21 protein-coding genes are annotated in these 26,166 nt (G+C 38.2%); 13 read left to right on the plus strand and 8 right to left on the minus strand.

The window, feature by feature from the left end; genetic code table 11:
- Positions 1–54: 54 nt before the first annotated feature.
- Positions 55–396, plus strand: coding sequence for a YlbF family regulator (locus AB3I27_RS12355; RefSeq protein WP_002285994.1), 342 nt, complete (start codon positions 55–57; stop codon positions 394–396).
- Positions 397–669: 273 nt separating this feature from the next.
- Here the strand turns inward: AB3I27_RS12355 and AB3I27_RS12360 are convergent, their stop codons facing one another.
- From AB3I27_RS12360 to AB3I27_RS12390, 7 genes are all read right to left on the minus strand, one after another.
- Positions 670–2,424: an ABC transporter ATP-binding protein gene (locus AB3I27_RS12360; RefSeq protein WP_002320515.1), complete on the minus strand. Its 1,755-nt coding sequence runs from the start codon at positions 2,422–2,424 to the stop codon at positions 670–672.
- Between the two features lie 10 nt (positions 2,425–2,434).
- Positions 2,435–3,271 (minus strand): sugar phosphate isomerase/epimerase, encoded by an 837-nt coding sequence (locus tag AB3I27_RS12365; protein WP_002314466.1) that lies wholly within the window; start codon positions 3,269–3,271, stop codon positions 2,435–2,437.
- 1 nt (position 3,272) lies between these two features.
- Complete coding sequence (locus AB3I27_RS12370; RefSeq protein WP_002314467.1) at positions 3,273–3,956, minus strand: rhamnogalacturonan acetylesterase; 684 nt, start codon at positions 3,954–3,956, stop codon at positions 3,273–3,275.
- Positions 3,957–4,114: 158 nt separating this feature from the next.
- A complete protein-coding gene (gene uxaC / locus AB3I27_RS12375) occupies positions 4,115–5,509 on the minus strand; it encodes a glucuronate isomerase (protein WP_104760368.1) in 1,395 nt (464 codons plus the stop codon).
- Positions 5,510–5,547: 38 nt separating this feature from the next.
- The gene (locus AB3I27_RS12380; RefSeq protein ID WP_002310848.1) at positions 5,548–7,047 is read right to left on the minus strand and encodes a UxaA family hydrolase; all 1,500 of its coding nucleotides are present in this window, start codon (positions 7,045–7,047) and stop codon (positions 5,548–5,550) included.
- Positions 7,040–8,461, minus strand: coding sequence for a tagaturonate reductase (locus tag AB3I27_RS12385; RefSeq protein WP_002335434.1), 1,422 nt, complete (start codon positions 8,459–8,461; stop codon positions 7,040–7,042). The genes AB3I27_RS12380 and AB3I27_RS12385 overlap by 8 nt, the downstream gene beginning before the upstream one ends.
- 60 nt (positions 8,462–8,521) lie before the next feature.
- On the minus strand, positions 8,522–9,514 hold the full coding sequence (locus AB3I27_RS12390; protein ID WP_002310850.1) for a LacI family DNA-binding transcriptional regulator: 993 nt from the start codon (positions 9,512–9,514) through the stop codon (positions 8,522–8,524).
- Positions 9,515–9,744: 230 nt separating this feature from the next.
- Between AB3I27_RS12390 and AB3I27_RS12395 the strand changes: the two genes are divergently transcribed.
- Complete coding sequence (locus AB3I27_RS12395) at positions 9,745–11,943, plus strand: helix-turn-helix domain-containing protein (protein ID WP_002314471.1); 2,199 nt, start codon at positions 9,745–9,747, stop codon at positions 11,941–11,943.
- 352 nt (positions 11,944–12,295) lie between these two features.
- On the opposite strand, the gene AB3I27_RS12400 is transcribed toward AB3I27_RS12395, so the two are convergent.
- On the minus strand, positions 12,296–13,168 hold the full coding sequence (locus AB3I27_RS12400; protein ID WP_002310853.1) for a carbohydrate ABC transporter permease: 873 nt from the start codon (positions 13,166–13,168) through the stop codon (positions 12,296–12,298).
- A 297-nt stretch (positions 13,169–13,465) separates the two neighbouring features.
- Between AB3I27_RS12400 and AB3I27_RS12405 the strand changes: the two genes are divergently transcribed.
- From AB3I27_RS12405 to AB3I27_RS12455, 11 genes are all read left to right on the plus strand, one after another.
- Entirely contained in the window at positions 13,466–14,440 is a 975-nt protein-coding gene (locus tag AB3I27_RS12405) for a sugar ABC transporter permease (protein WP_002320509.1), read from the plus strand.
- Positions 14,441–14,461: 21 nt separating this feature from the next.
- Positions 14,462–15,154 (plus strand): YesL family protein, encoded by a 693-nt coding sequence (locus AB3I27_RS12410; RefSeq protein ID WP_002316990.1) that lies wholly within the window; start codon positions 14,462–14,464, stop codon positions 15,152–15,154.
- Positions 15,120–16,625, plus strand: a complete 1,506-nt coding sequence (locus tag AB3I27_RS12415; RefSeq protein WP_002310856.1) for an extracellular solute-binding protein — start codon at positions 15,120–15,122, stop codon at positions 16,623–16,625. The genes AB3I27_RS12410 and AB3I27_RS12415 overlap by 35 nt, the downstream gene beginning before the upstream one ends.
- A gap of 73 nt (positions 16,626–16,698) precedes the next feature.
- Positions 16,699–17,802: a glycoside hydrolase family 105 protein gene (locus AB3I27_RS12420; RefSeq protein WP_002310857.1), complete on the plus strand. Its 1,104-nt coding sequence runs from the start codon at positions 16,699–16,701 to the stop codon at positions 17,800–17,802.
- A gap of 2 nt (positions 17,803–17,804) precedes the next feature.
- Positions 17,805–19,142, plus strand: coding sequence for a glycoside hydrolase family 28 protein (locus AB3I27_RS12425; RefSeq protein ID WP_104760367.1), 1,338 nt, complete (start codon positions 17,805–17,807; stop codon positions 19,140–19,142).
- Positions 19,129–20,007 carry a dienelactone hydrolase family protein gene (locus tag AB3I27_RS12430; protein ID WP_002316991.1) on the plus strand — a complete coding sequence of 293 codons (879 nt, stop codon included), beginning with the start codon at positions 19,129–19,131 and terminating at the stop codon, positions 20,005–20,007. The genes AB3I27_RS12425 and AB3I27_RS12430 overlap by 14 nt, the downstream gene beginning before the upstream one ends.
- Positions 20,004–20,927, plus strand: coding sequence for a pectinesterase family protein (locus AB3I27_RS12435; protein WP_002310860.1), 924 nt, complete (start codon positions 20,004–20,006; stop codon positions 20,925–20,927). The genes AB3I27_RS12430 and AB3I27_RS12435 overlap by 4 nt, the downstream gene beginning before the upstream one ends.
- Complete coding sequence (locus AB3I27_RS12440) at positions 20,924–21,334, plus strand: DUF4064 domain-containing protein (protein ID WP_104760366.1); 411 nt, start codon at positions 20,924–20,926, stop codon at positions 21,332–21,334. Before AB3I27_RS12435 ends, AB3I27_RS12440 begins: the two co-directional genes overlap by 4 nt.
- Positions 21,335–21,337: 3 nt before the next feature.
- Positions 21,338–22,906 carry a glycoside hydrolase family 43 protein gene (locus AB3I27_RS12445; RefSeq protein WP_002310863.1) on the plus strand — a complete coding sequence of 523 codons (1,569 nt, stop codon included), beginning with the start codon at positions 21,338–21,340 and terminating at the stop codon, positions 22,904–22,906.
- 240 nt (positions 22,907–23,146) lie between these two features.
- Positions 23,147–24,565 (plus strand): MFS transporter, encoded by a 1,419-nt coding sequence (locus AB3I27_RS12450; protein WP_002345675.1) that lies wholly within the window; start codon positions 23,147–23,149, stop codon positions 24,563–24,565.
- Between the two features lie 11 nt (positions 24,566–24,576).
- Positions 24,577–25,887 (plus strand): glycoside hydrolase family 28 protein, encoded by a 1,311-nt coding sequence (locus AB3I27_RS12455; RefSeq protein WP_002335426.1) that lies wholly within the window; start codon positions 24,577–24,579, stop codon positions 25,885–25,887.
- Positions 25,888–26,166: the final 279 nt, after the last annotated feature.

Raw genomic sequence — 26,166 nt, forward strand, 5'->3', positions numbered from 1 at the left:
GAATAACCCCATGTTACAATAGAGAGTAACTACTAAAAGAAAAGAGGGCATAACATGTCAAACATCTACGATAGCGCAAATCAGATCGAACGTGAGATCCGTGAATTACCAGAATTCAAAGCGTTGAAAGAAGCGTACGAGAAAGTACAAGCAAACGAAGAAGCACACAAGCTATTCAAAGACTTCCAAGCGATGCAAATCGAATTACAAGAAAAACAAATGAGCGGACAAGAATTCAGCGACGAAGATGCAATGAAAGCACAAGAAATGGCTGTAAAAATTCAATCAGAAGAAGTAATCAATGATTTAATGCAAAAAGAACAAGGGTTCAGTACGATCATTAATGACTTGAACCGGATTATCATGACGCCAGTTCGCGACCTTTACAGCGAATAGAATTATTTTATGAAACAACAGAGGTTGTGAAAGAGCTGTTCAGCCTTGAGCGATGACAAAATTGCTTCTTATTGCCGATAGACTGTCGCTTGAACACCATTTACCAAGAGGTCGTGAGCCTACCGTTTAACTCTGAGTTACAAGGAACAATTTCAAAAAAAGCTTCTCATGTTTGATGACTATTGTGATTTGTGACCGAGGAGTTGGCAGGAGAACACCGTTTATTCAGAAATAGGAGAGACGACAAAACTCTTGTCGTCTCTCCTTTTTTTGTCATTCATTTTTCAAACGGTAAAAATAGCCCTCTTGAGCTAACAGCTCTTCGTAAGTACCCATCTCAACGATTTTTCCTTCATCGATCACGACGATTTTATCTGCCTCTTTGATTGTTGAAAGCCGATGAGCCACAATAAAAGTAGTGGGTGTTTCTGTCAGGTAATTCAGGGCCTGCTGGATTTTTTTCTCTGACTGGTTATCTAAAGCTGAAGTTGCTTCATCTAGCAAAATGATTTTCGGCTGACGTATCAATGCTCGTGCAATAGAGATACGTTGTTTTTGGCCACCAGACAGCTTGTTGCCATGTTCGCCTACTAAGGTATCCAGACCATCAGGAAGCTGGTCAATCAGTGAAGAAAGTTGCGCAGCTTCGATGACTTCATTTAAACGTTCTTTTGATACGTTTTTCAAGCCATAAGTGATGTTCTCTTTGATCGAAGCGGAGAACAACAAAGTGGTTTGAGGAACAACGGCTAAATAATTACGCACACTTCGCATATCCAATTCATCCAAAGGCTGATCATCCAAGAAAATCCTCCCTGAAGACGGCTGGATAAATCCAATCAATAAGTTAAGGAGTGTAGATTTTCCAGAACCAGATGGCCCAACAAAAGCAATTGTTTCTCCAGCTTTCACCTCTAGAGAAAAATGATCGATAATCGGCTTGAGTGAGTCCGGGTAATGAAAAGAAACATCCTCAAAACGAAAATTTCCATCCAAATGTTGGATTTTTTTCTTACCGTGATAAGTTTCTACATCGCCAGCAATCAACAGTTCACCAATAGAAGTAATAGATTCCATGCCTTTTGAAATCGTAGGAATCAGTGTGATCATTCCAGAAACGGAATTGACGATCGTTGTGAAATATGTCTGATACATCACGACATCACCTGGTTGGATACGCCCTTGTAAAGCTAATATCCCAGTGAAAATCAAACAAATCAGCTGAAATATCTGAAAACTAGCCCAGCTGACTGATCCGAAAACAGATTGCAGGATATCTAAGTGGAATCCTTTTTCATAGATTTGGGTAAAATGCTTATTTAAGCGAGTGGTTTCGTGTTTTTCTAACCCATGAGCTCGAGCAATCGGTGCTAATTCGATCACTTCGATCACTTTTGCAGAAGTTTCTTCCATTTCTTGCCGGAAATCTGAATTGGACTGTCTGATCCTTTTCCGGAAAAAAAGAGTAACTAACGCGGCGAGAGGGACAGTCAATAAGAAAAACAAGAAAACGACAGGACTTCTATAAAGCGTGATACCTAAAGCCACGAATAAATTGACAGCAATGTTCAATCCGCTGACAAATACTTGAGAGGACAATGTTTGGATGGCTTCTACATCACGGATGATCTTTGATTGGATCCGGCCAGATTGCAATTCTTTTTGATAGGGAATAGAAAGTTCTTGGATTTTCTTGATAAGGGTCGCTCTTAGTCCAGCTTCTACTTGCCGGATCGAAGTGCTATGGTATTTTACATGAAAATAATTCGTCAATATATTTTGACCGATCAGACAAGTCATCAAAAAAGCGTTGAAATAAATCGCCTGCAATTGAGAGGAATCTTTTGATGAAGCTGCATTGATTACATTGGCAATAGCGATCGGCATTAACCAAGATGGAAGATGTTTGATAATAAAAAAGAGTCCTGACATAGCAAAGCGCCAATAATTCCCCTGATAAAGATGCAGCAATGTCTGAAAAGCATTTGCATGATATTTTTGATAACTTTTCTGTATTCGTTCCTCCATAATCTTCTCCTTAACAATCTTGGTAAATAAACTGCAAGTGTTCTATTGCTTCAGGAACATAAATCTCAGGAGTAGCTTCAAGAGTGGCGTACATTAGAGGACGCTCATATTTGATATAATGCAGTACCGGTCGGAAATCTAAACAGCCTTTGCCAACAGGAACCATGCGGATCTTTCCATTTTCCATGATGTAGTCTTTGAGATGAAGGGCTGTAATACAACCCTGTAAATTGTCCAAGGCACCTTGGATCACTTTCTCCTGATCAGTATGATTTTCTTTATGCATCAAATTCGCACAATCTAAAATAATTTTTAAATTTGGTGAAGCTACTTCATCGACTAAACGTTTGGCTAACTGATAGTTATAGATTGGATGATTGATCCCTGCTTCAACAGCAACAGTTACGCCAAAATTTTCTGCATGAGCGACTAATTCAATGACAGAATTTCTAGCGATCTGATAAGCTTCTTCAGTAAAATTTTCTTTTGTGTAACCGACAGAGACACTACCAGTTTCTGTAGCGATCATCTTGGCTTGATAGGCAGAGCACAGAGCAATTTGCTGTTTGAAAGTTGCTAATGCTTGTGCACGAACTTCTTGATTTTTGCTGGATAGGTTGATATAGCATCCTAAAATGGAAAGTTCGATATTGTTTTTTTGGAAGTATTCACCAAAATAGGCAGCACTTCCAAGTGTCATGGCATTTAATTTAAGTTGTTCAGGAAATGCTTTTTGCGGTGCAAATTGGATATGGGACAAGTGAAGCTGTGATACTTTTTGAACGATTTCTTCACGATTTCGAACCTCTAGATCATGGGCACGAATGCCTAAATTTAATGGAAACATTTCAAACTCCTTTTTGTAAATAATCAGCAAGAGGCAGACGGGATTCTTTTATCAATTCAGCAATTATTCGGGCAACTTTATCAGCGCCTTCTGGACTAAAGTGGGTATTATCCTTTAGTCCTTCTGGGTAATTTTCACAACTATTAGGCATAAGATGCAGATAGAATTTTTTTGTCTCTTCTTTTGAAAAGATCTGGAAATATTCTTGTGATCGTGAGAAAACATCTAAAAGCGGAATATGGTATTTCTCAGCAAATGCACGCATCGCTTTTGGATAGTCTCCAAGTATATCTGGATTCAATGTTCCATTTTCTAAGTAATCTCGTCGCGTCACAGATGTCAGCAAGACCATGTGGACATTCGCTTTTTTTGCGCATTCAAAAAATATCTGCAGATTTTTTAAATAGCTACCGAATGGAAGCGTACCTCTTTCTTCTTGGATTTTCTGGTCGTTATGTCCAAATTGTACAAATAAGAAATCATTTGGCTGAAACTGTGAAGCTAAACGGGCTAACCTTCCTTCCTGGATAAATGTTTTAGTGCTGCGTCCATTCTTTGCTTGGTTATTAATCTGGATCTCAGGTGAAAAATAAGCAGATATTTTTTCTCCCCAACCTGTCTCGGGACGCTTGTTTTCATCTTTTTCTGCCGCAGTAGAATCACCGGCAATATGGATAGTAAGCATGTTATCTCTTCTTTCATAAAGGTTTATAGGCAATGAAGTAGAACAGCAAGAGAAGAAGACGGAGCAAATTTGGTCCGTCTTCTTCTCTAAAACGTGGATAAACGGATTCCGTTATTTCGCTATCCTGTTTTTGATTCGTTACTGTTACTATTAATCAATTAGGCAAAAAAGCCAAAGTAATTTTTAGCATTTGTATAACTAATCGCTTGAACGAGACTTCCTAAAAGTTGTTCATCCTCAGGTGCTTCCCCTCGCATGACCATTTCGCCTAAAAATTCACAAAGAACACGACGGAAATATTCATGTCTAGTGTAGGAAAGGAAACTTCTTGAATCTGTCAGCATGCCGACAAAATTCCCCAAAGCACTACCATCAGCAAACTGTGTCAATTGATCGCACATACCAGCTCGAGTATCGTTGTACCACCATCCAGAACCTAACTGCAGTTTTCCATTCTGTTCTTTTTGGAAACAGCCCATCAAAGCTAAAATCGCAGGGTAGTCATTTGGATTCAGTGAATAGAGGATCGTCTTTGGCAACTGATTCGTTTCTTCTGCACGATTCAATAATTTTTGCAGAGGAATAGTCAAAGAAAGATCATTCATTCCATCATAACCGGTATCGGGTCCTAATTTTTCCAACATTTGTGTATTACAATTACGATAAGCATGAATATGCAGCTGCATTGTCCAATTATGAGAATGATAGAAGTGGGTCAAACGTATCAGTGTTTCTGTACGATAAGCATCGATTTCATCTGAAGATAATAGTTTGTTAGCTCGTGCTTTTTGAAAAATCTCTTCTAATACTGTTTCATCCGCTTCTTTATAGCGTAAGGTGTCTAAAGCGTGGTCGGAAACACGACATCCATGTTGATGGAAGTATTCTATCCGCTGCCCTAAAACTTCGATCAGTTCTTGATAGGTGGTAATCGTTTGGTCAGCTGCTTCTTCCAGTAGTGTAATCCATGCATTAAATCCTTCTTTTTCAATATTGAGTGCTTTGTCTGGACGGAATGAAGGGAGAACTTTCAAATCTGGTTCTTCATGAGCAAGCAATTGATGATAGTGTAAGTCATCTGCTGGATCATCTGTCGTACAAATCACTTCTACATTCGATTTTTTCGCGATTTCCCGCCGACGGAAATCAGGAGATGCCAAAATTTCATTTGCTTGTGTCCAAATTTTCTCTGCGTTTTCTTCATTTATCAACAAGTCAATATCGAAGAAACGCTTCAATTCAAGATGTGACCAACTGTAAAGCGGATTGCCGATAATTTTTGGTACGGTTTGACACCAAGCTAAAAATTTTTCAAAATCAGAAGCATTTCCTGTGATTTTTTCTTCAGGCACGCCGCAAGCTCGCATCAAGCGCCATTTGTAATGATCGCCTCCTAACCAAGCTTCTGTCAGATTGCTGAAATTGTTGTTTTCGTAAATTTCTTTTGGATCTAAGTGACAGTGATAATCAATAATGGGCATATTTTTTGCGTAGGAATGATAAAGATTTTTCGCCCAATCGTCTTTTAATAAAAAATCATCAGATAAAAACATAAATCTTCCTTCTTTCTTTTTATACTGTTTTATGAAAATCAAAGTGTTACTCCGTTTTTAAAAATGGCAATTTCTCTAACGTCATTTTGTTCATTTTTCGTTTCTTCTCCACTAGCCACAGCGATGATTTTTTGAACAAATGATTCTAAGATCACTTCCATTGGTTGTTCTAATAAGACGCCTGCATTAAAGTCCATCCAATGACCTTTGCGTTCAAAAAGAGTCGTGTTCGTAGATACCTTGACCGTAGGGACATATGAGCCAAACGGAGTCCCTCTTCCTGTGGTAAACAAGACCAACTGGCAATCGGATGAAGCAAGAGCAGAGGCAGCTACAAGATCATTCCCGGGAGCTTGCAATAAACTAAGTCCTGGTTTTCTGATTTTTTCGCCATATTGCAGTACATCAACGACAGGAGAGCTTCCTGATTTTTGCGTGCAGCCTAAAGACTTATCTTCTAATGTAGTGATCCCACCTGCTTTATTACCAGGAGATGGGTTTTCGTAAACTGGTTCCCCGTAAGACAAGAAATACTGTTTGAAGTCATTGATCAAGTCAACGATTGAACCAAAAACTTTTTCATTTTCCGCTCGTGCCATCAATACTTGTTCTGCACCAAACATTTCTGGCACTTCTGTTAAGATCGTGCTACCTCCTTGAGCAATCAAGTAATCAGAAAATGCACCAAGCAAAGGATTGGCAGTTATTCCCGATAGACCATCAGAACCGCCGCATTTCAAACCGACATTCAACTTAGAGAGCGGGACTGGTATGCGCTGGTCGTTTTCGACCGCGGTTAAAAGTTCTTCTAATAGAGCTACGCCTTGTTCGATCTCATCATAGACATCTTGGGCCACTAGAAATTTCACTCGTTCTTCATCATATTCACCTAAAATTTTTTTGAATTCAGGAACGGTATTGTTCTCGCAACCTAATCCAAACACTAAAACTCCGCCAGCATTTGGATGGTTTACCGCGTCTGCTAAGATTTCTCGAGTATTTTGATGATCTTTTCCAAGCTGTGAACAGCCGTAGGGATGCTTTAAAATCGTAATATGATCAAACTGTCCCAGATCCGGATGTTTTTCTTTGAACTGTTTGACGATCAGTTCAGCAATTCCATTCACACACCCAACGGTAGGGACTAAGAACAAGTCATTACGAATCCCTACTTTTCCATTTTTTCGTAAGTAGCCTTGAAATGTTCGGTTCTCAAAAGGATAATGACTTGGATGGACATCTTTTTCATATCGATAATCCAATTCACCAGAAAGGTTGGTTTTTACATTATGAGTGTGCAGCCATTGACCGGCAGTTACGTCTGTCGTCACGTGCCCGATTGGATAGCCATATTTGATCACGTTGTCTCCAGCTTTCAAATCACTCAATGCAATCTTGTGACCTTGCGGGATATCTTCAAGAGTGGTGATCGTTTGCTGATCAATCGTCAGTTGTGTTTGCTTTGGGATAGGTGTTAATGCGACAACAACACTGTCTCGTTGATTTAATTTCATTGTTGGTTGCAGGGTTTCAAGCATGGACCATCGTTCCTTTCATTTCTTGTAATACTGCTCGGACACCTTTTTGATCGATTTTTGTAGCCATTTCTTGAACAGTATCTGCCACATTCGGTAATTGAGACAAATCTTCTCCCCAAAGCGCAGCGTTTTGCAATAATCGAAGAATAGCTGTTTCATTATCAGACCAAGCATCAACAAATTCGCTTATCGTCTTTTCATCATCATGGGGCTTTACTTGATCGCCTCGATACATAAGAAGTAACGCAGCTAGTGAAACAGAGATTAGCGGTGGTACTTGATTTTTTTCTTCGATATACTTCTTGAAGACCGGAAGCAGACGGGTGCTGAATTTTGAAACACTATTTAATGAAATCGCTTCTAATTTGTGATGGGCAAAAGGATTCAAGAAACGTTCTTTGATTTGATCAGCATAAATGGCTAATTCATCTTTAGGTAAAGAAAGCATAGGAATCAATTCTAGATCGAATAGCTGATCAACATAAGCGGAGAATAAAGGATCTTTCATTACTTCTTCTACAGTTTCCAATTCCGCCAACAAAGCAAGAGGGACCATCGCTGTGTGCGGTCCATTAAGCAAATGTACCTTACGTTCACGATAAGGAGTCATATCATCTGTGATGATGACATTCAAGCCAGCCTGTTTGAATCGTAGTTGATTTTCCAACTCTTTAGGTCCTTCGATCACCCAAAGCATGAATGGTTCCGCTTTGACCATCAATTGATCTTCATAGTTATGTCGTTGATTGAAAACATCTGCATCCTCACGAGGATAACCTGGTACGATGCGATCAACTAAACTACAACAAAAAACATTTTCTTTTTCTAACCACTCAATAAAAGCAGGTTCTAAATCCCATTTTTCTGCATAGCGTAAAATAATTTCTTTTAGACGTTCACCGTTTCTGTCAATCAATTCACAAGGAATAATGGTAAAACCAGCTTTGTTTAATTCAAAACGTCGGTATAAAAAGGCTGTCAGTTTGCTCGGGAAGCTCTGTGGTGGCGTATCTGTTCGTTCATCAGTCTCCACAAATTGGATTCCTGCCTCTGTTGTATTGGAGACGATATAGGCTAAGTCGTCATTTTCTGCTAGAGAAAGATAAGCATCCCATTCATGATAAGGATTGATCATCTGTTCTACTATGGTGATAATCTCGGAAGTATCAACGATTTCGCCATTGCTGAGTCCTTGTAAAATGACCGTATATAAATTGTCTTGCTGGTTCATCATATTCCCAAGACCTTGTTCTAAAGGCTGAATGATGGCGACATTTCCTTTAAACAATTGTTGGTTATTCAGTTGCTGAATCTGCCAATCAACAAATCCGCGCATAAAATTGCCTTCGCCGAATTGAAGAACTTTTACGGGAGCCTCGTTTTTTTTCACTAATTCTTTTGTCAGTTTATTCATAGATTACTTCCTTTCTGTGTTATGCACACGTTAACATTTTTATATAAAATTACTTGCAGTTTACAAGTAATTGATCGACTCACGAAGCATCAGTAAGGTGGAGAGCTCCATTTTAGATTGTTCGATCGGCCTGTCTTCAATCAAATCCAATAAAAGCTTTGTTCCTACTTGACACATTTCTTTCAACGGTTTGTGTACTGTAGTAAGCGGTGGATTAAGATAGGAGACGACTGGAGAATCATCGAACCCAATCAGAGAAATGTTCTGGGGAACACGAAGACCAGCTGAATGTACAGCTCTCAATGCACCAATCGCTATGTCGTCGTTGCCACAAAAAACCAGAGTAGGCAGGTCAGAAAGCGATAATAGGTACTCCATGTTTTGGAGGCCGCTTTCTAAGCTGTAGTCCCCTGTTAAAAAATAGGCTGGATTGGCAGGGATGCTTGCTTTTTTTAGACTGTCCAATACACCTTTTTCCCGTTCTTTTGTCGAACGAAAGTTTTTTTTCCCACCAATATAAGCGATCTTCGTATGTCCGCACCCAATACCGTAATCTACTGCCTGCATAACACCGGCCGCATCATCGGCAGTAACATTGATAACCGCTGGATCATTGATGTGACGATTGACAACTACGAAGGGAAACTCTTTTTCTTTTAGATAATCGATAAAAGGCTGATCTTCATCACTTTGACTCATAACGATTAGACCATCATAACGTTGCAAATTGATTTCTGTTAAATCAACAGCATCGATACTTTCGACAGATAAGCTGTAGTTTGTGTCCAACACTGAATGGATACCTGCAATGGAATCTGCTAGGAAATTTGATGAAGTTCCTTTATGCAAACTTGAGAAAAACAGTCCGATAAGATATTTTTTTTGATTTACTAAACCTTTTGCACTATAGTTCGGCAAATAATTCATTTCCTTAGCTAGTTGCCGTATTTTTTGTTTTGTTTCATTTTTGATTAAACTGCTGTTATTCAAAGCACGAGAAACTGTCGTATGAGAAACACCAGCTGCTTTAGCGATATCTTTGATCGTTACCATTCCATCATTTTCCTTACTTTTTCACTTTTTGTTAACGCATTCATCATATTACGATAACTACGATAAGTCAATAGATCTTTGGTATGAAAAGATTGCACACGTTAAAAATTACTTGGATTTTTATTTTTAATTATGCTATTCTTAAAAACGGGGAATGCTCATTTAATTAGATGAGTATCAATTTTACAGAAAAATGAAAGCCTTTTACTTAAAGGGAAGAGAGGAAGAAAATGAAGAAAAGTACAGTGTTTTATAAAATATTTTTACCGATGTTTTTATTAGGAGCCGTACTTGTCATAGGATTTAGTTTATTTATTTATCAGAATACCTATGAGTCGATCGAATCGAGTTATTTAACAGATAAAAAGAACCTACTCAGGCAAGTCAAAACGAACGTTGAATGGAAAATCAGAACAATCGAATATTCGTTTTCTACGTATGGTTCGACCAAAAATTTCTCGGATATATTCAAGCATCCGCTGACATATACAAATTACTCCACTTATTCTGAAATCAGGAAAGAGCTAAACTTTATAGAAACAATTGTTATGGATGATAATAATTATGATTTACTCAGTTTAGCTGGTAAATGGGGAGTAATCAATGGATCGTTGACTCAACTGACTGAAGAGGAAGTTGAAAGGTATCAACAAAAGTACATAAATAACAAAGATAATTTATTTTGGCAAAAGAAAAATAAAGGAATCGAAATGGTGATTCCTTTACCAATGTTTGAAAAAGAAAAATATGCATTGGGAATTGCTACGATAGAGAAACATACAATAGAACAAGTTGTTGGGGAAAGTGGAGAAGATATACTTTCTATCGAAAACGAAGATGGAAAGCTTTTTTCTACACAGAAAGTAAAAGAAGAAGAGCAGCCAGAAGCATTAGCGGATGTGGATCTAGAGTACAACCAGTTGAAAGTGATAAGAGAAAATGGGACATCCTATATCGTACTGAAATCAGATTATAATAATTGGATTTACAGATTAGAAGTTGATTCTAGTGCAATTGGAGCAACGATTCGCAATCTGAGAATCGGGTTAGTTGCAGTGTCTTTGACGCTGGTAGGACTGATCGGTCTCCTTTCCTATTTATTTTCGGACAGATTTGCCCGTCCAATTTCTCAAATTCAGGAACGTTTGAATCTTAAATCAAAAGGATTCAGTGGGAAAGAACTAGATTTGGTCGCTCAATCAGTCAGTCGGATCATAGGAGAAAAAGAAGCGTTAAGTGCACACTTAGTTACCCAAAAGCCACAACTAGAAACGTTATTTGTACTTAGTTTATTTAGAAATCGAGTAGAAAGGCGAGAACTAGACCAGCGGTTGCAGCAATTTGGTTATAGTTCTCAAAATGACTGCTATTATACGGCCTTGGTTCAAATCGATCTGTTAGAAGATAGTCACGGTGGGGAGCGTGATTTGCTACTTTTAGCAATCAACAACATGATCACGGAAATTGTGCCAAAGGAAAATCGAATGCTGCCGATCGTTTTGAATGAAGAAATGCAAGCCACTATTTATCGAATGGATAAAGACGATGCAGAAGCAAGCAAAAAAGTCATGGAGTATTGCCGACTCATTCAAAAACGTGTAAAAGAATACTTGAAATTAACTGTGAGTATAGGTATCAGTAACCGATTCGAAACGCTGAATGAAAGCAAGCAATCGGTTGACCGAGCAAAAGAAGCCCTGTATTATCGTGTAAATACTGGTCCGAGTTCGATCATATTTTATCAGGAAATTGTTCCTGCTGCGCATGAAAAAACGCTTATTAGATATCCAGTAGAAGAACAGAATCGATTGTTTGAAGCTATTCGTTCCGGAAATCAGGAAGTAAGGAAGCTGGTACATGAATTAATTAATGCATTGTTCGCACAAAATAAAAATCCTCTGAGCCGAGAAGTAGTTTCGGTCCGTTTGATCAATGAGCTCGTTCAATTAGGGCAGTTATTGGGAGTAGATTCAAAAAATTTTGATAACATGAAACAAATCTATGTAAAAGCATTGAATAATTATCATCCTAAAGAGCTAGAAAAACTTGTTTTAGAACAATTAGTCTTGCCAATCACAGAATGTTCTCAAGCAATCACTGATCATGAATTTAAAAATCTTTCGGAGAATATCATGCACATCGTCTATACAGAATATGACCGTGATCTATCTCTAGATGTGATTGCTGATAGGTTGCATTATAACCCTAATTATTTAAGCAATGTATTTAAAAAGGAAACAGGAGAAAAATTTGGTGATTTCGTCCAAAATCATCGTCTAGAGGTAGCGAAAAAGTGGTTGAAAGAAACAAATCTCTCTGTAAAAGATATTGCAGAAAGACTGCAATATCGAAATCCGCAAAATTTTATTCGTTTCTTCAAAAAGAAAGAATCGATCACTCCGGGAGAATATCGAAAAAAATATTTGTGAATCAAGAGGCTGTTTTTCTTGTGGTCTGATTCAAGCAATAAAAGAGGACAGCGAAAAACAGCATTTCATGTTTTGTGCTGGCTGATTTTATTGCCGCAGAATCAACAAGATAAACGCCGTTTAATCAAGAGGCTGTTTTTCTTGTGATCTGATTCAAGCAATAAAAGAAAGGAGAATAACCTTAGTATTTGACTTTATGGATAGTTAAATTTCAAGGCTAAGCACGCAAAAAGGACTGTGACTAAAGCTTTGTCACAGTCCTTTTTGCGAATAAACGGTGTTCAAGAGACAGCTTATAAACAATAAGGCTGAACGTCTCTTTCACAACCTCCATTTTATGTCCCATACACAATCAACCTTTAACAGAACCTACGAGTGCGCCTTTGACAAAGTATTTCTGAACAAAAGGATAAGCAATCAGCATAGGGACTGTGGCAATAACGATAACAGCCATTTTAACTGTTTGTGCTGGTGGAATCACATCAACGGCACTACTTTCTGCTTGCATCCCGCTTGATACAATGACGATCTGACGTAAAAGGATCTGTATCGGCCATTTAGATGAATCGTTGATATACAAAATAGCGGTCATATAAGTGTTCCAGTAAGTAACAGCATAAAAAAGTGAGATAGTAGCAATAGACGGTAACGCTAATGGTAGCATGATTTTGAAAAATACACCAAAATCTGTGCAACCATCCATTTTTGCCGATTCTTCCAAACTATCCGGCAAGGCTTGGAAAAAGTTTCTCATAATGATCATGTTCATTGCATTAACAGCTACAGGTAAGATCATTGCCCAATAAGAATTGACCAGTCCCAGAGAACGAACAACCAAGAATGTGGGAATCATTCCCCCGCTGAACAACATAGAAAATACAACAAGAAAGTTGACGAATCCTCGACCAAACAAGTACTTTCTGGAAAGCCCGTATGCCATCAGTGAAGTTGCGCACATGCTGACGATCGTTCCAACCCCGGTAACGCCAATCGAAACAGCAAGTGCTCTAAAAATAGTTGGCGTAGATAGAATATAGCGATACGCGTCTAGAGAAAAGGTAGTAGGGAAAAGGATAAATTTTTTCGCGACGACTTCTTGTGTAGAAGCGAAAGATGTAGCGATGATATTTAAAAAAGGCACGATACAGATCAAAGCTAGCAAGATCAGAAACGTATTGTTGAAAAATGTAAAACTTCTTTCTCCTATAGAGACTCTCTTTTTCATATAGATAGGCTCCTCCTCAAAATAAATTAAATGTTCTGTTTCTATGTATTCAATTTATCATCGGTGAAAGATTACGTATATAATCATTTCCTACGTTAAGTGCCAGATAGAAAAAAATAGAATAGTTACTAGGCGTATCTTGTTTGTGAAGAAATACACTTTTATATTTTGCGAGTATAAAAATCATTGTCGTGTAAGCGTTTTTAAGTGCGATAAAAATGATTATATACGTAATTCGGATAGTTATCTATCATAAAGTCATAAGCAGCAAACATTCATAAAACTAAGGAGGGGCTTATGGAAAGTGTAAAGAAACAAGAACCATTTCAACTGACGCTATCGAAAAAAGAAGAAAAGCTCAGAAGACGAAAAAAAATAATTGCAGGAATCAAAACGAATAAATTTTTATACGTGATGATTCTGCCGGGGGTCCTTTATTTCCTGATCTTTAGGTATCTTCCTATGGGAGGGCTCGTTATTGCTTTTCAAGATTATCAACCATTTTTAGGGATAATGGGCAGTCCTTGGGTGGGATTCAAACATTTCATTCGTTTGTTTACAGAGCCGACTTTCTTTACTTTATTAAGGAATACTTTGATCTTGTTCGGGTTAAATATCTTCGTGTTTTTTCCGATGCCAATTATTTTGTCCCTACTATTAAACGAAGTAACGAACAAGCGACTGAAAAGTGGGATTCAAACGATCATTTATATCCCTCATTTCATGTCATGGGTAATCATCGTTTCGATTACTTATGTATTTTTGAACGTTGACGGAGGGGTATTGAATGAATTCCTTGCAACGATGGGATTCGAAAAAATCAGTTTTCTGACATCTCCTGAGTGGACACGAACAGTCTATATTGGACAAGTAATCTGGAAAGAGTTGGGCTGGTCTACAATCATCTACCTTTCAGCAATCACTGCAGTAGATACACAGTTATATGAAGCAGCTGAAATGGATGGCGCAGGACGCTTGAGAAAAACATGGCATGTTACATTGCCGGCGATTCGTCCAGTAATCATTACCTTGCTGATTCTAAAAATCGGTCAGACACTGGACTTAGGTTTCGAGCATATGTACTTGTTATTGAATTCATTGAATCGAAGTGTTGCAGAAATTTTCGACACCTACATTTATACAGCTGGATTGAAGAATGGACAATTAAGTTTCAGTACAGCAATGGGATTGTTTAAAGGGGTCGTAGGATTATTCATGGTAATTTTAGCTAACAAGATCGCCAAAAAGCTAGGAGAAGACGGCGTTTACTAATTTAGAAAGAGAGGAAAAGACATGCTGCAGTCATTAGATAAAATAAATGGAAGGCTAAATCGTATTTTACAGTTGGTTTATTTGAATTTTCTGTGGGGTGGTTTAGTCATTGCAGGTCTGGGGGTTTTTACTTTTGGTCCTGCATCTTATGCAATGGTTGCAGTGATTAGAAAATGGCTGCGCACAAAAGAAACATTTCCTTTGACGAAAACGTACTTCTCATATTTTAAAGAAAACTATCGTGAAACCTTGCTGATGAGCTGGATATACGGCGTCATCGGAGTTGTTTTACTTGTGGATCTTTCTTTCATACACAATTGGTATCTTAGAATCGCTTTGTATATTGCTGCGTTCTTGTATTTGCTCTCAGCACTCTATATTTTTCCAATTATGGCACATTATGATTGGAAAGGATATTTTTTCAAAATGAAAATGGCATTTTTGTTCGGATTCTCTCATCTTCATTATTCATTAGTATTAATACTAAGTCTGGTGGGTATTTACCTGATGATCATCCAAACAATGCCAGGTGTTTTAACCTTTATCGGTGGCAGTCTCTTCTTTTCCGCAGTCACGTGGACAGCAAATTCTATATTTTGCCATTTGGAATGGAAGAACTCATATACAGAAAAAACAGAAGAAAACAAAAATATCATTAAAACAGTGAAGGAGAAAATTTATGAAAAAAGCAACGCTCGTAAAATTAGGTCTTAGTTTTGCAGGAATTTTAGCACTTGCCGCATGTGGCAACAGTTCAAACAACAGTTCTTCAGAAACAGAAGATGGGAAAACCAAAATCACTTGGTTGAATATTTTACACCATGCTTCCCCACCAACTGACACAATCGTGAATCTAATAGAAGAAAAAACCGATACGGAACTTACATTCAATTGGATTCCTGATGCTTCAAAAGAAGAAAGACTGACAACTGCATTGGCTTCTGACGAACTAGGAGATATCGTTACACTTCAAATTGCTATGCTGAAAAACTCTTCTGTCCGAAGTGCGTTGAAATCAGGCGTATTCTGGGATGTATCGGAATATTTAAAAGACTATAAAAACTTAAGCCAAATCTCTGAGGATAGAATCGAAGCTGCAAGTATCGACGGAGCATTGTATGGTGTGCCAATGCAAAAGGACTATGCTCGTGCTGGTTTAGTCATTCGAAAAGACTGGTTGGATAATCTTGGATTAGATGTTCCAACTACGATGGATGAACTTTACGAAGTAGCTAAACAATTTACAGAAAACGATCCAGATGGAAATGGTGTGGATGATACAGTTGGTTTTGGTGATCGTGCGCCTAGTGATATTCGTTATACCAGCTTTAAGCTGTTCACTTCTTATTTTGGAGCACCGAATGGCTGGGCTGTAGATGATAATGGCAAATTTACTCCAGAATTTGATACAGAAGAATACATGAAAGCGTTGAACTTCTCAAGAGATCTATTTGAGAATGGCTATTTGGCACAAGATTTTGCGGTTACTCAAAAGACTGACCAGCAAGAACAATTTGCACAAGGAAAAACAGGAATCTACACTGGGATGGTGGATATCAAGAACCTGAAGACAATGGGACAAGGTATTCAAGATGATATGGAATTAGTCCCTGTAAACAAGATTTCAGATGGTGAAGGCGGCGGTTATCATGTTTGGTCAGAAGGAAATGGTATTGGTGGTTTGTTAGCATTCCCTAAATCACAAGTAAAAGACGAAGCACAATTGAAGAAATTACTGCAATTTGTTGATGATCTTCTAGAAGAAGATATGTATAAATTGATGACTGGTGGTATTGAGGGAACACATTATGAATTGAATGATGATGGTTCTATTGAATTTATCGATATGGACCTTTGGCAACAAGAAGTGCAACCGCTATCAAGTTCTCGCCCTAGTGAAGTGACGTTCTCTTTCAAAGATGCAGATCCTGAAAAAGAATTGTCGAATCAATTGATCAAAGAAAACGAAGAATTCGCTGTAATGGATCCTTCTGTACCATTGGATTCTGCAACGAACAATGAAGTAGGGTCGGAAATCGAAAAAATCGTTATTGATGCTACAGTGCAATACATCATGGGACAGCTTGACGAAGACGGATTCAAGAAAGCTGTAGAAGACTGGAAAGCACAAGGTGGCGACCGAATCACACAAGAGTACGAGGAAGCTTACAAAGCCGCACAATAGTATAGATGATTGGGACAAATACTTCTTGGTATTTGTCCCAAATCCTATTTTAACTTTTAAAGGAGAGTAAATAATGGAAAACTGGTCAAAGAAATTAGCAAAAAGCATCATGGAAAGAACACCTCGCTTATATGAAGAAAAGTGGTATAAAGGAAAATGGTCTTATGACTATGGCGTCGTACTTAAAGGGTTCCAATTACTTTGGGAACAAACCCAAGAAAAAATTTATTTTGATTTCATAAAAGACAATATCGACTATTTCGTGCAAGAAGATGGAACAATCCGTGGCTACAGCGTTGAAGAATACAATATCGACCATGTAAATACCGGAAAGCTTTTCTTTTTATTGTACAAAGAAACAGGCGAAGAAAAATATAAAAAAGCAGCAGAACTCCTTTCCCAGCAGTTGGCAAACCATCCGCGTACATCCGAAGGGGCTTTTTGGCATAAAGAAATTTATCCTTATCAAATTTGGTTAGATGGATTATATATGGGCTCACCATTTTATGCTGAATTTATCCAGAATTTTAGTGAAGAAAAAGATTACCAAGATGTCTTGAGACAGTTTGAAATCAGCTATAAACATTTATTCGATCCAAAAACAAATTTATTAATCCATGCATGGGATGAAAAGAAAGTCCAACCATGGGCTGACCCAGAAACAGGTTTATCTCATCATTTCTGGAGTCGATCGATTGGCTGGTATCTGATGGCTGCGGCAGATACCTATGAATTGCTTCATGCGGAAACGGATTGTTCTTTGCTGAAGGAAATTTTAGAAAAGACATTGACCGCACTACTTCCGTATCAAGAAGAAAACAGTGGGACATGGTATCAAGTAACAACAGAAACAAAACGGAAAGGAAATTATCTGGAAGCTTCTGGCAGCAGTATGTTTGTTTACGCAATGGCTAAAGGGATACGCTTAGGCTTGCTGAACAAAGAAGAGTGGCTGCCGCAAGTGAAAAAATCTCATCAAGGACTACTCGATGAATTTGTTCTTGAAACAAAAGAAGGCTGGTTGAACTTGAACAAAAACTGTCAAGTAGCAGGGTTAGGCGGAGCAGAACAACGAGATGGTTCATACGCTTACTACATCAGTGAGCCGATTATTTGTAATGATCAAAAAGGTGTCGGTGCATTCTTGCAAGCATTAATCGAAGTGGAGGCATTATAAATATGTATGATATTTTGACATTTGGCGCATCAATTGATGAATTGAATACTGAAGCAATACAACAAGCGATTGATGCAGCAGCAAGCGCAGGAGGCGGGACCGTAGTTGTGCCAGCAGGTGAATTTTTAACAGGGGCTTTATTTTTAAAAAGCAATGTAGAACTTCATTTGAGCGCAGGGGCGGTTTTGAAATTCTCTGACGATCCAAAAGATTATCCTATTGTTCATTCACGTTGGGAAGGAGTCCATCGAAAAGTCTATGCTTCCTGTATCTATGCTCAAAATGTAGAGAACATCTCTGTCACTGGTTTTGGTACATTAGATGGAAATGGAAAAAAATGGTGGCATACTTTCCGAAACGAACCAGATAATCTGGCTTATCCTCGTCCTAAATTGATGAGTTTCCATAACTGCCATCGAATCACTGTGAAAGATATCAAACTGATCCAGTCACCAAGCTGGACGATCAACCCAATTCTTTGTAGCAACGCGACGTTTGACAACTTGACGATTTTGAACCCAGCAGATTCACCAAATACAGACGGAATCGATCCAGAATCCTGCAAAAATGTGCGTATTAGTAATTGCCATATTGACGTGGGAGATGACTGTATCGCAATCAAAGCAGGGACTGAAGATACGTACGAAAGGATTGCTTGTGAAAATATCACGATCACAAATTGTACGATGGTCCATGGACACGGAGGGGTCGTGTTAGGAAGTGAAATGAGTGGTAGTATACGTAATATTACCATTTCAAATTGTATCTTCCAAGAAACTGATCGAGGAATACGATTGAAATCTAGACGAGGTCGAGGCGGGATCGTTGAAGACATTCGAGTATCCAATATAGTCATGGATAATGTTATGTGTCCATTTATACTGAATCTTTATTATTTCTGCGGTCCGCGAGGAAAAGAACCATATGTATGGGAAAAAACGGCTTATCCGATAGATGAGCGGACACCAGCATTCAGAAGGATCCATTTTTCGAATATCACGGCAAGGAATGTCCATGCTTCTGCAGGATTTATTTATGGATTAGCAGAACAGTTTATACAAGAAATCACATTTGATAATATTGATGTTTCAATGGCCCAAGATGCAGTTCCCGGTGTCCCTGCTATGATGACAGGGATAGAGGAAATGAGCAAGCAAGGACTTTACATTGGTTTTGCGGATAAGGTTACCTTTAATCAAATGACGATTGAGAATCATGAAGGACCAGCATTTCTATTAGAAAATACGAAAGAAATAAGTATTGAGAAATTCCGGTCAACTCAATCGGAAAATATGGATGAGCTGGTTGTTCGTAAAAACTTTGCTTATGCAGTTGAATGACTTTTTAGGTGATCCATCTAGCAGACTTACTCCTAGTGGAAAGCGATTATACAGAGAAAAACAAAATGGGTTTATGCTTGAATATTATCAACTGTACTTAAATGAATTGGAAACAGTACCAGCACTTTATGCTTATCCGGAGAAAGAAGGACCGTTTCCGACGGTCCTTTACCTGCATTCTCACGGCGGAGATTTTTCAGTCGGGAAAAGTGAATTGATCCATGGTGCTCCTTACTTAGCTTCTCCATCTTTTGCAGAAGTACTGACGGGAATGGGATATGCTGTTTGGTCGATTGATGCTTGGGGATTTGAAGAACGCGGAGGTATTTCCGAAAGTGAGTTGTTCAAACAATTTTTATTAACAGGAAAAACGTTATGGGGAATGCGTATTTATGATGTGATCAGCTTGATCGATTATTTGGAGACAAGGGAAGACACAGATACTCAACGGATTGCAACGATTGGTCTTTCTATGGGAGGCTTATTAAGCTGGTGGGTGGCGGCATTGGATTCTCGTGTCAAAGTTTGTATTGATCTAGCAGCACAGGTGGACATCGAAACACTTTTGCTACATCGTCGCCTAGATCATCATGGGTTTTATTACTATGTGCCAAACCTACTGACAGCTTATACAACGTTAGCAATCCAAGAAAAAATCGCTCCGCGCCCTCGTCTTAGCTTAGTTGGAAAAAACGATACGATGTGCTTGGACGAAGGCGTACTGAAGCTGAGAAAAGGGCTGGACAAAAAGTATCAATCAATGGGTAGTCCAGAAAACTTTTCTTCTTTTTCTTTAACAGGCGGTCATATGGAAACACAAGAAATGAGAAACATTTGGAAACAATTCATAAAGGAGCATTTATGAGGATGAAAGACAAACTGATAATTGGAAAAAATTCTATAGATACCCCGACGGATTTTGAAACTATCCAAGAAGGAATCGATTATTTGGCAGACCTGCCGGATAGCCATCCAAAGGTCTTGATAGTAAAAGAAGGAAGATATGATGAATATATAGAAAGCAGATTATCCAATTTTAAACTTGTGGGAACAGGAACAGTAGTGATCTCCGGTAATCGTTTTGCAAAACAGGAGTATCTTGACGGTAGCCAGTTAGGGACTTTCCGAAGTGCTACTTTCTTCTTAGAAGGATCGAATGTCGTATTAGAAAATCTTCACATCGAAAATACAGCAGGTCCAGGAGAAAAAGTAGGTCAAGCTGTTGCTTTATTCAATTCAGGAGATCGCGTGTTGTTAAAAAACTGTCGACTAACTGGTTATCAGGATACTTTATGCACGGGTCCGTTGCCTGACTTGCAAAAAGATGGTACACCTTTTTGTACACCGGCTTCTGTCAATCCTGATTATTGTCGTCAGACCTATGAATATTGCTGGATTGAAGGAACGGTGGATTTCATATTTGGTGGGGCAGATGCAATTTTTCGCCAGTGCCGTATCCATAGCTTAGCCAGTAAAAATCCTGGATATATCACAGCAGCATCTACGCCAAAAAAACAAAAATCAGGGTATCGTTTTGAAAGCTGTACCTTGACTGCAGAGCCTGATACTAGAAACGTCTATTTAGGAAGACCGTGGCGTCCGTATGCAAATGTCGTGTTTGAAGCATGTAAGATAGGTGGGCATGTTCACCCAACTGGTTGGGATAATTGGGATGACAAGAAAAATGAACAGACTGCCAAATTCTCTGAACGAAATAACAATTATGAAACACCAATCAAAAGACCTGAATGGATCCATTTAGAAAAGCAGGGGGTTCTGAAATGAAAAGAAAATGGGAACTATTGCTAGGAATGATCGGTGGCAGCCTATCTCTGATTTTCTTTGGCGGGTTAGCAGTTACTTTAAGTAATATGTCTGCGTCAGAGTTTAAAAAAAGTTATCAGTCGCTTGCTGTCGATCATCCATCTTTGTCTTTAGAAAATACATTTGAGCTATTACAGGACATGACTGGTCTGTTTGCCGTTGAATTGTTTATTTCACTTGCTTTTTTAGCAGTAGCACTATTTTTGACGGCTAAAGGAAAATACTTAACAACTGCCACTGGCTTGTATTTTATAACAGGTGTTATATTGTTGGTCGGCACTCAGTTTATTGCGTTTCCTTTTGCATTTTTTTATTTTGCCGCTGGGGCATTCAGTTTGTATCGAGTAAGAATAAGAAAGGAAGCCTGAATCATGCAGACTATCAAAGTAAAAAATCCTATTTTGAGAGGGTTCAATCCAGATCCTAATATTTTAAGAGCGAAAGACCGATATTACATTATTGTCTCCTCTTTTGAATGGCTTCCAGGAATTCGAGTATATGAGTCGAAAAATTTAGTCAATTGGTCACATACATCGGATATTTTGACCACTCAAGTATCTTTGCAAGGAAATCCTACAAACGGAAGCATATGGGCACCGCAAATCAGTTATGCTGATGGATTGTTCTATCTTGTTTACACAGATGTCAAAAGTGCAGGCCGTCCGTTTAAAGATGTCCACAATTACTTGATTACTGCATCTGAGATCACAGGACCTTGGTCCGAACCGATTTATTTAAATAGTAACGGCTTTGATCCTTCTTTGTTTCATGATTTGGAAACAGGAAAAAAATGGCTTGTCAATGAATTATGGGATTATCGTCTGGACACACCGAATAAGTCCAGCGGTATCGTATTGCAAGAGTATGATGCAGAGAAGAAGAAGCTTGATGGTCCCATCTATAAAATATTTGCAGGTACAGAATTAGCGAAAACGGAGGCACCGCATTTGTATTTTCGTAACGGGTATTATTATTTGATGACGGCAGAAGGAGGTACAGGAAGAGGACATTCAGTCACAGTCTGCCGAGCAAAGAATATTATTGGTCCTTACGAGCTTGATCCTGGTTTTCCTATGCTGACAGCTAGTGACAAACCTGCTTCTACATTGCAGTGTACAGGACATGGGAGCTTAGTACAAACCCCGTCAGGAAAATGGTACATGACATATCTTTGTACCAGACCATTAAACGGTGCGGCTATTTTGGGAAGAGAAACCGCTATCCAAGAAGTGTATTGGACGTCCGACGATTGGTTAAGACTAAAAGATAGCCAGACAGCTCCGATGGAAGAAATAATGATTGAGACGAATGAAGAGGTACAACAAGAAAGAGCGTATCAGTTTATGGATACATTCGAAGGAGAGCTAAAAAAGAACTGGAATGCCAGACGTATTTTGCCAAGGGCTGATTGGTGTGATACAAAAACTAGACCTGGTTTTTTACGACTGATTGCCGGTGAATCTCTTCAATCTACCTTTGGCCATCACTTATTAGCTATTCGGCAAACGGATTTTACTTTTGATGCGGAGACAGCATTTGAATATACACCTAATAATTTTAATCAGATGGCTGGACTGGTATTGTACCTAAACGAATCCAATTATATTTATTGCTATGTTACTTGGGATGAAAACAAGGGAAAATGTCTTCGTATGATAGAATCAGAAAACGGAGTTGCACAAATAGAAGAGTGGAGGATTCCGCTCACAGAAAAGAAGACTTTCTTGAAAGTAGCCGTAAAGAAAGAGACAGCACAGTTTTATTTGAAAGACACACCATCTGAAGAATGGAAGGAAGTAGGTCTACAAAAAAACATGTGTATACTCTCAGGTGGATTTACGGGGAATTTTATCGGGATAGTCGTACATGATTTAAATAGAAAAAGAGGAAGTTATGCTGACTTTGAATTTTTTAAGTATGATGGAAAAGATCATGAATGATCTATCTCTCTAATAAATAGAGATTCACTAACTTGTTTTTGCTAGTTAGTGAATCTTTTCGTTTATCTATGATACTATGAAAATAATATTAATTCCCTTTTCTGACAATGTTTTTAAACGTATTTTTGTTTTTTCTCTGTCAAGATAATGCAATAAAATGTCAATATTGTGAATATCAAAACAAGAAAAAAAGAGTTATAATTTTGAAAACGTTTACTAGAAGAGGTAGGAGGAATTCAAATGCTTTCACAAAATGCTGTTACAGCAAATACAGTAAAAAAAGAAAAAAAGGAATTTGGGATTTCCGATAAGATAGGCTACATGTTCGGTGATTTAGGTAACTGTTTTATTTTAGGTTTGGTCAATAGTTTCTTGATGATTTATTATACGAATGTTCTTGGTGTTTCAGGAGCAATCGTAGGTACGTTATTCTTGATTTCAAGAATTTTGGATGCGTTTGCTGATGTGATGGTTGGAAGATTATGCGATGTCTCAGAGTTAACAGAAACTGGTCGATTTATTCCTTGGATCAGAAAAATGAAATATCCATTTTGCTTAGTGACAGTCATTTTGTTTTTACCATTCGTCCAACATCTTCCAATGACGGTGAAGGTTGCATATATTTTTGTTTCATATATTGTTTATGGTATTTTTCTGTCAACCATCAATATCCCTTACGGAGCAATGGCAGCAGCCATTAGTTCAAATCCTAATGACCGCACCTCGTTATCCACATTCCGAAGCATTGGTTCTGCGATTGGCGGGTCAACTACAGGGTTCTTTATCCCGATTTTGATGTACACCCATAACAAGAGTGGGCAGCAAGTCGTTTCGGGGAATCATTTCTTTTGGATTTCCATCGGATGTGCGGCAATTGCATTTGTCGCATACATGCTGACTTGTAAATTGACTACTGAACGAGTAAGAGTTGTCAAAAACGAAAAAGTGTCTGCTTCTCAGTTGGTAAAAGGTTTGTTAGCTAACCGAGCACTGATTATTTTAGTCATTGTTGACATTTTCATTGTGATCAATCAGATTTTAGCTGGGACGAATATGACTTATTTATTTAATGATTACTTCCATAATAAACAAGCAATGTCTGTCGCTCTTTTATTTACTTACGGAACAGTAGTAGTTTTAGCACCATTTGCTACAAAGCTGACAAAATTATTTGGTAAAAAGGAAGCAAGCGTATTTGCGTTACTCGCTTCTTCATGTATGTACTTGCTGATGTATTTCCTTCATATAACAAATGCATGGGTATATCTGATTCTTTTATTTATTGCTACTTTAGGATCTGGTTTATTCAATTTGATGGTCTGGGCATTCATTACTGACGTGATTGACTATCATCAATATAAGACAGGCTTAAGAGAAGATGGAACAGTATACGGAGTGAATTCTTTTGCGAGAAAAGTAGGACAAGCATGCGCAGGAGCAGTCGGAGGATTTATGCTAGCACTCATTGGTTACCAATCGTCTACAACAGGTGGAGCCATCCAATCAGTTTTAGTACAAGAAAGAATTTATACAATGGCAAACTTGCTACCAGCATTCTGTTTATTTGTATCCGCAATCATTTTATTAGTAGGGTATCCGCTGAATCGTTCGAAAACTGTGTTTATTGGTGAAGAATTAAAAAAAATCAATGAAAGATAAGGAGAAAAGTGTTGCAGACAAAAAAAGAGTTCATCAATGCTTTAGACTTTAAAACAAACGACATTCAACAAGATGATACAGTAATGCTGCAAAAGGCAATCAATCAAGGTGCAAAAGAACACTCGCCCGTATTTATTCCAAAAGGTATTTATTTAGTCGGCGCACTTTTTTTAAAAGATAAGAGCCATCTCATTTTCGAAGAAGGGGCTGTTCTCAAGGGAAAAACAGAGATCGAAGCATTTCCAGAGATTGATACACGAGTTGCTGGAGTAGAAATGAAATGGCCAGCAGCGATTTTGAATGTTCTCTCAGCAAAAGATATTCTTATAGAAGGAAAAGGAATAATCGACGGTCAAGGAGAGCATTGGTGGGAACTATATTGGGGGAAAGACCAAAAAAGCGGAACAAGAGCTGAATATGATCGAAAGGGACTGCGTTGGATTGCAGATTATGCTATTAAGCGTCCGCGGGCGTGTTTACTGTATCATGCAGAACATGTTGTCATTCGTGATTTGATTTTTCAAAAATCAGGTTTTTGGAACCTGCAAATCACTTATTCTAACGATGTATTAGTAGAAAAAATAATCATCCGTCATAATGATGGGCCAAGTACAGATGGGATTGATATTGATTCTTCAACAGATGTGCGTATCTATGAATGTGATTTGGCCTGTGGTGATGATTGTATCGCTATTAAATCTGGCAGGGACGGTAACGGTGCAAGAGTCAATCGAAAATCATCAAGAATCGAGATTGCGAGATGTAACATTCGTTCAGGTTACGGTGTAACTATTGGTAGCGAAGTTAGTGCTGGAGTTAGTGATGTGTATATTCACGATATCGATTTTTTTCAGTCAGACTGTGGTATTCGAATGAAATCTTCAAGAGAAAGAGGGGGAGTGATTGAAAATATCAGGGTAGAAAACCTGAATATGATGGATGTACAATTTCCGTTTTCTTGGATAATGGACTGGCATAATGAATATAATAGAAAAAATAGCAATGATCTTGAACGAATGCCAGAAAGCTGGCAAGCAGTGGCTGAAGAAATACCTGAATCAAAACAAATGACAAAAGTCAGAAACATACATGTCAAAAATGTACAGGCAAGTCTTTCTCCAGGCTATCCACTTCCTTCCCGGGCTTTTGACTTGGTAGCATTTCCTGAAAAAACTATAGAAGATGTCTGCTTTACTCATTGTACAATAACTGCAAAAGAATTTGGACGAATCGAAGCAGTTCAAAACTTATGTTTCGAAAGCTGTATTCTATCAATAGAAACAGGGAACACAGTTGCAAACAATACTTTTGACAATCGTTGAAATTATAATAAGGTCAAGCTAAAATATTATTTTAGCTTGACCTTTATTTTTTTTAATGATATATTAAACAACGTTGTCGCATCTGATTGAAACATTTTGTGAAATTTCCAAAAAAGAGTTGACACATGTTTTTAGACGTGATAAGATAACTGAGTCGTTAAAAAAGAACAGCTTGTGAAGCTTGATTCTATCGAAAAAAACTTCAAAAAAGTTCTTGACAAATAACAAACGACAAGTTATAATAAATGAGTTGCTGAAAGATTTCGAAAAACGAAATCG

The organism is Enterococcus sp. C46 (assembly GCF_040887565.1).
Classification (GTDB): domain Bacteria; phylum Bacillota; class Bacilli; order Lactobacillales; family Enterococcaceae; genus Enterococcus_B; species Enterococcus_B lactis.

What these genes read in the sequence shown, in the direction of transcription:
- AB3I27_RS12390 (WP_002310850.1), bottom strand. Translation starts at nt 9,514, where the DNA reads ATGGTAACGATCAAAGATATCGCTAAAGCAGCTGGTGTTTCTCATACG.
- AB3I27_RS12400 (WP_002310853.1), bottom strand. Translation starts at nt 13,168, where the DNA reads ATGAAAAAGAGAGTCTCTATAGGAGAAAGAAGTTTTACATTTTTCAAC.
- AB3I27_RS12435 (WP_002310860.1), top strand. Translation starts at nt 20,004, where the DNA reads ATGAGGATGAAAGACAAACTGATAATTGGAAAAAATTCTATAGATACC.
- AB3I27_RS12450 (WP_002345675.1), top strand. Translation starts at nt 23,147, where the DNA reads ATGCTTTCACAAAATGCTGTTACAGCAAATACAGTAAAAAAAGAAAAA.
- uxaC (WP_104760368.1), bottom strand. Translation starts at nt 5,509, where the DNA reads ATGTTTTTATCTGATGATTTTTTATTAAAAGACGATTGGGCGAAAAAT.
- AB3I27_RS12430 (WP_002316991.1), top strand. Translation starts at nt 19,129, where the DNA reads ATGCAGTTGAATGACTTTTTAGGTGATCCATCTAGCAGACTTACTCCT.
- AB3I27_RS12365 (WP_002314466.1), bottom strand. Translation starts at nt 3,271, where the DNA reads ATGTTTCCATTAAATTTAGGCATTCGTGCCCATGATCTAGAGGTTCGA.
- AB3I27_RS12395 (WP_002314471.1), top strand. Translation starts at nt 9,745, where the DNA reads ATGAAGAAAAGTACAGTGTTTTATAAAATATTTTTACCGATGTTTTTA.
- AB3I27_RS12355 (WP_002285994.1), top strand. Translation starts at nt 55, where the DNA reads ATGTCAAACATCTACGATAGCGCAAATCAGATCGAACGTGAGATCCGT.
- AB3I27_RS12415 (WP_002310856.1), top strand. Translation starts at nt 15,120, where the DNA reads ATGAAAAAAGCAACGCTCGTAAAATTAGGTCTTAGTTTTGCAGGAATT.
- AB3I27_RS12445 (WP_002310863.1), top strand. Translation starts at nt 21,338, where the DNA reads ATGCAGACTATCAAAGTAAAAAATCCTATTTTGAGAGGGTTCAATCCA.
- AB3I27_RS12425 (WP_104760367.1), top strand. Translation starts at nt 17,805, where the DNA reads ATGTATGATATTTTGACATTTGGCGCATCAATTGATGAATTGAATACT.
- AB3I27_RS12380 (WP_002310848.1), bottom strand. Translation starts at nt 7,047, where the DNA reads ATGCTTGAAACCCTGCAACCAACAATGAAATTAAATCAACGAGACAGT.
- AB3I27_RS12420 (WP_002310857.1), top strand. Translation starts at nt 16,699, where the DNA reads ATGGAAAACTGGTCAAAGAAATTAGCAAAAAGCATCATGGAAAGAACA.
- AB3I27_RS12410 (WP_002316990.1), top strand. Translation starts at nt 14,462, where the DNA reads ATGCTGCAGTCATTAGATAAAATAAATGGAAGGCTAAATCGTATTTTA.
- AB3I27_RS12440 (WP_104760366.1), top strand. Translation starts at nt 20,924, where the DNA reads ATGAAAAGAAAATGGGAACTATTGCTAGGAATGATCGGTGGCAGCCTA.
- AB3I27_RS12385 (WP_002335434.1), bottom strand. Translation starts at nt 8,461, where the DNA reads ATGAATAAACTGACAAAAGAATTAGTGAAAAAAAACGAGGCTCCCGTA.
- AB3I27_RS12360 (WP_002320515.1), bottom strand. Translation starts at nt 2,424, where the DNA reads ATGGAGGAACGAATACAGAAAAGTTATCAAAAATATCATGCAAATGCT.
- AB3I27_RS12405 (WP_002320509.1), top strand. Translation starts at nt 13,466, where the DNA reads ATGGAAAGTGTAAAGAAACAAGAACCATTTCAACTGACGCTATCGAAA.
- AB3I27_RS12370 (WP_002314467.1), bottom strand. Translation starts at nt 3,956, where the DNA reads ATGCTTACTATCCATATTGCCGGTGATTCTACTGCGGCAGAAAAAGAT.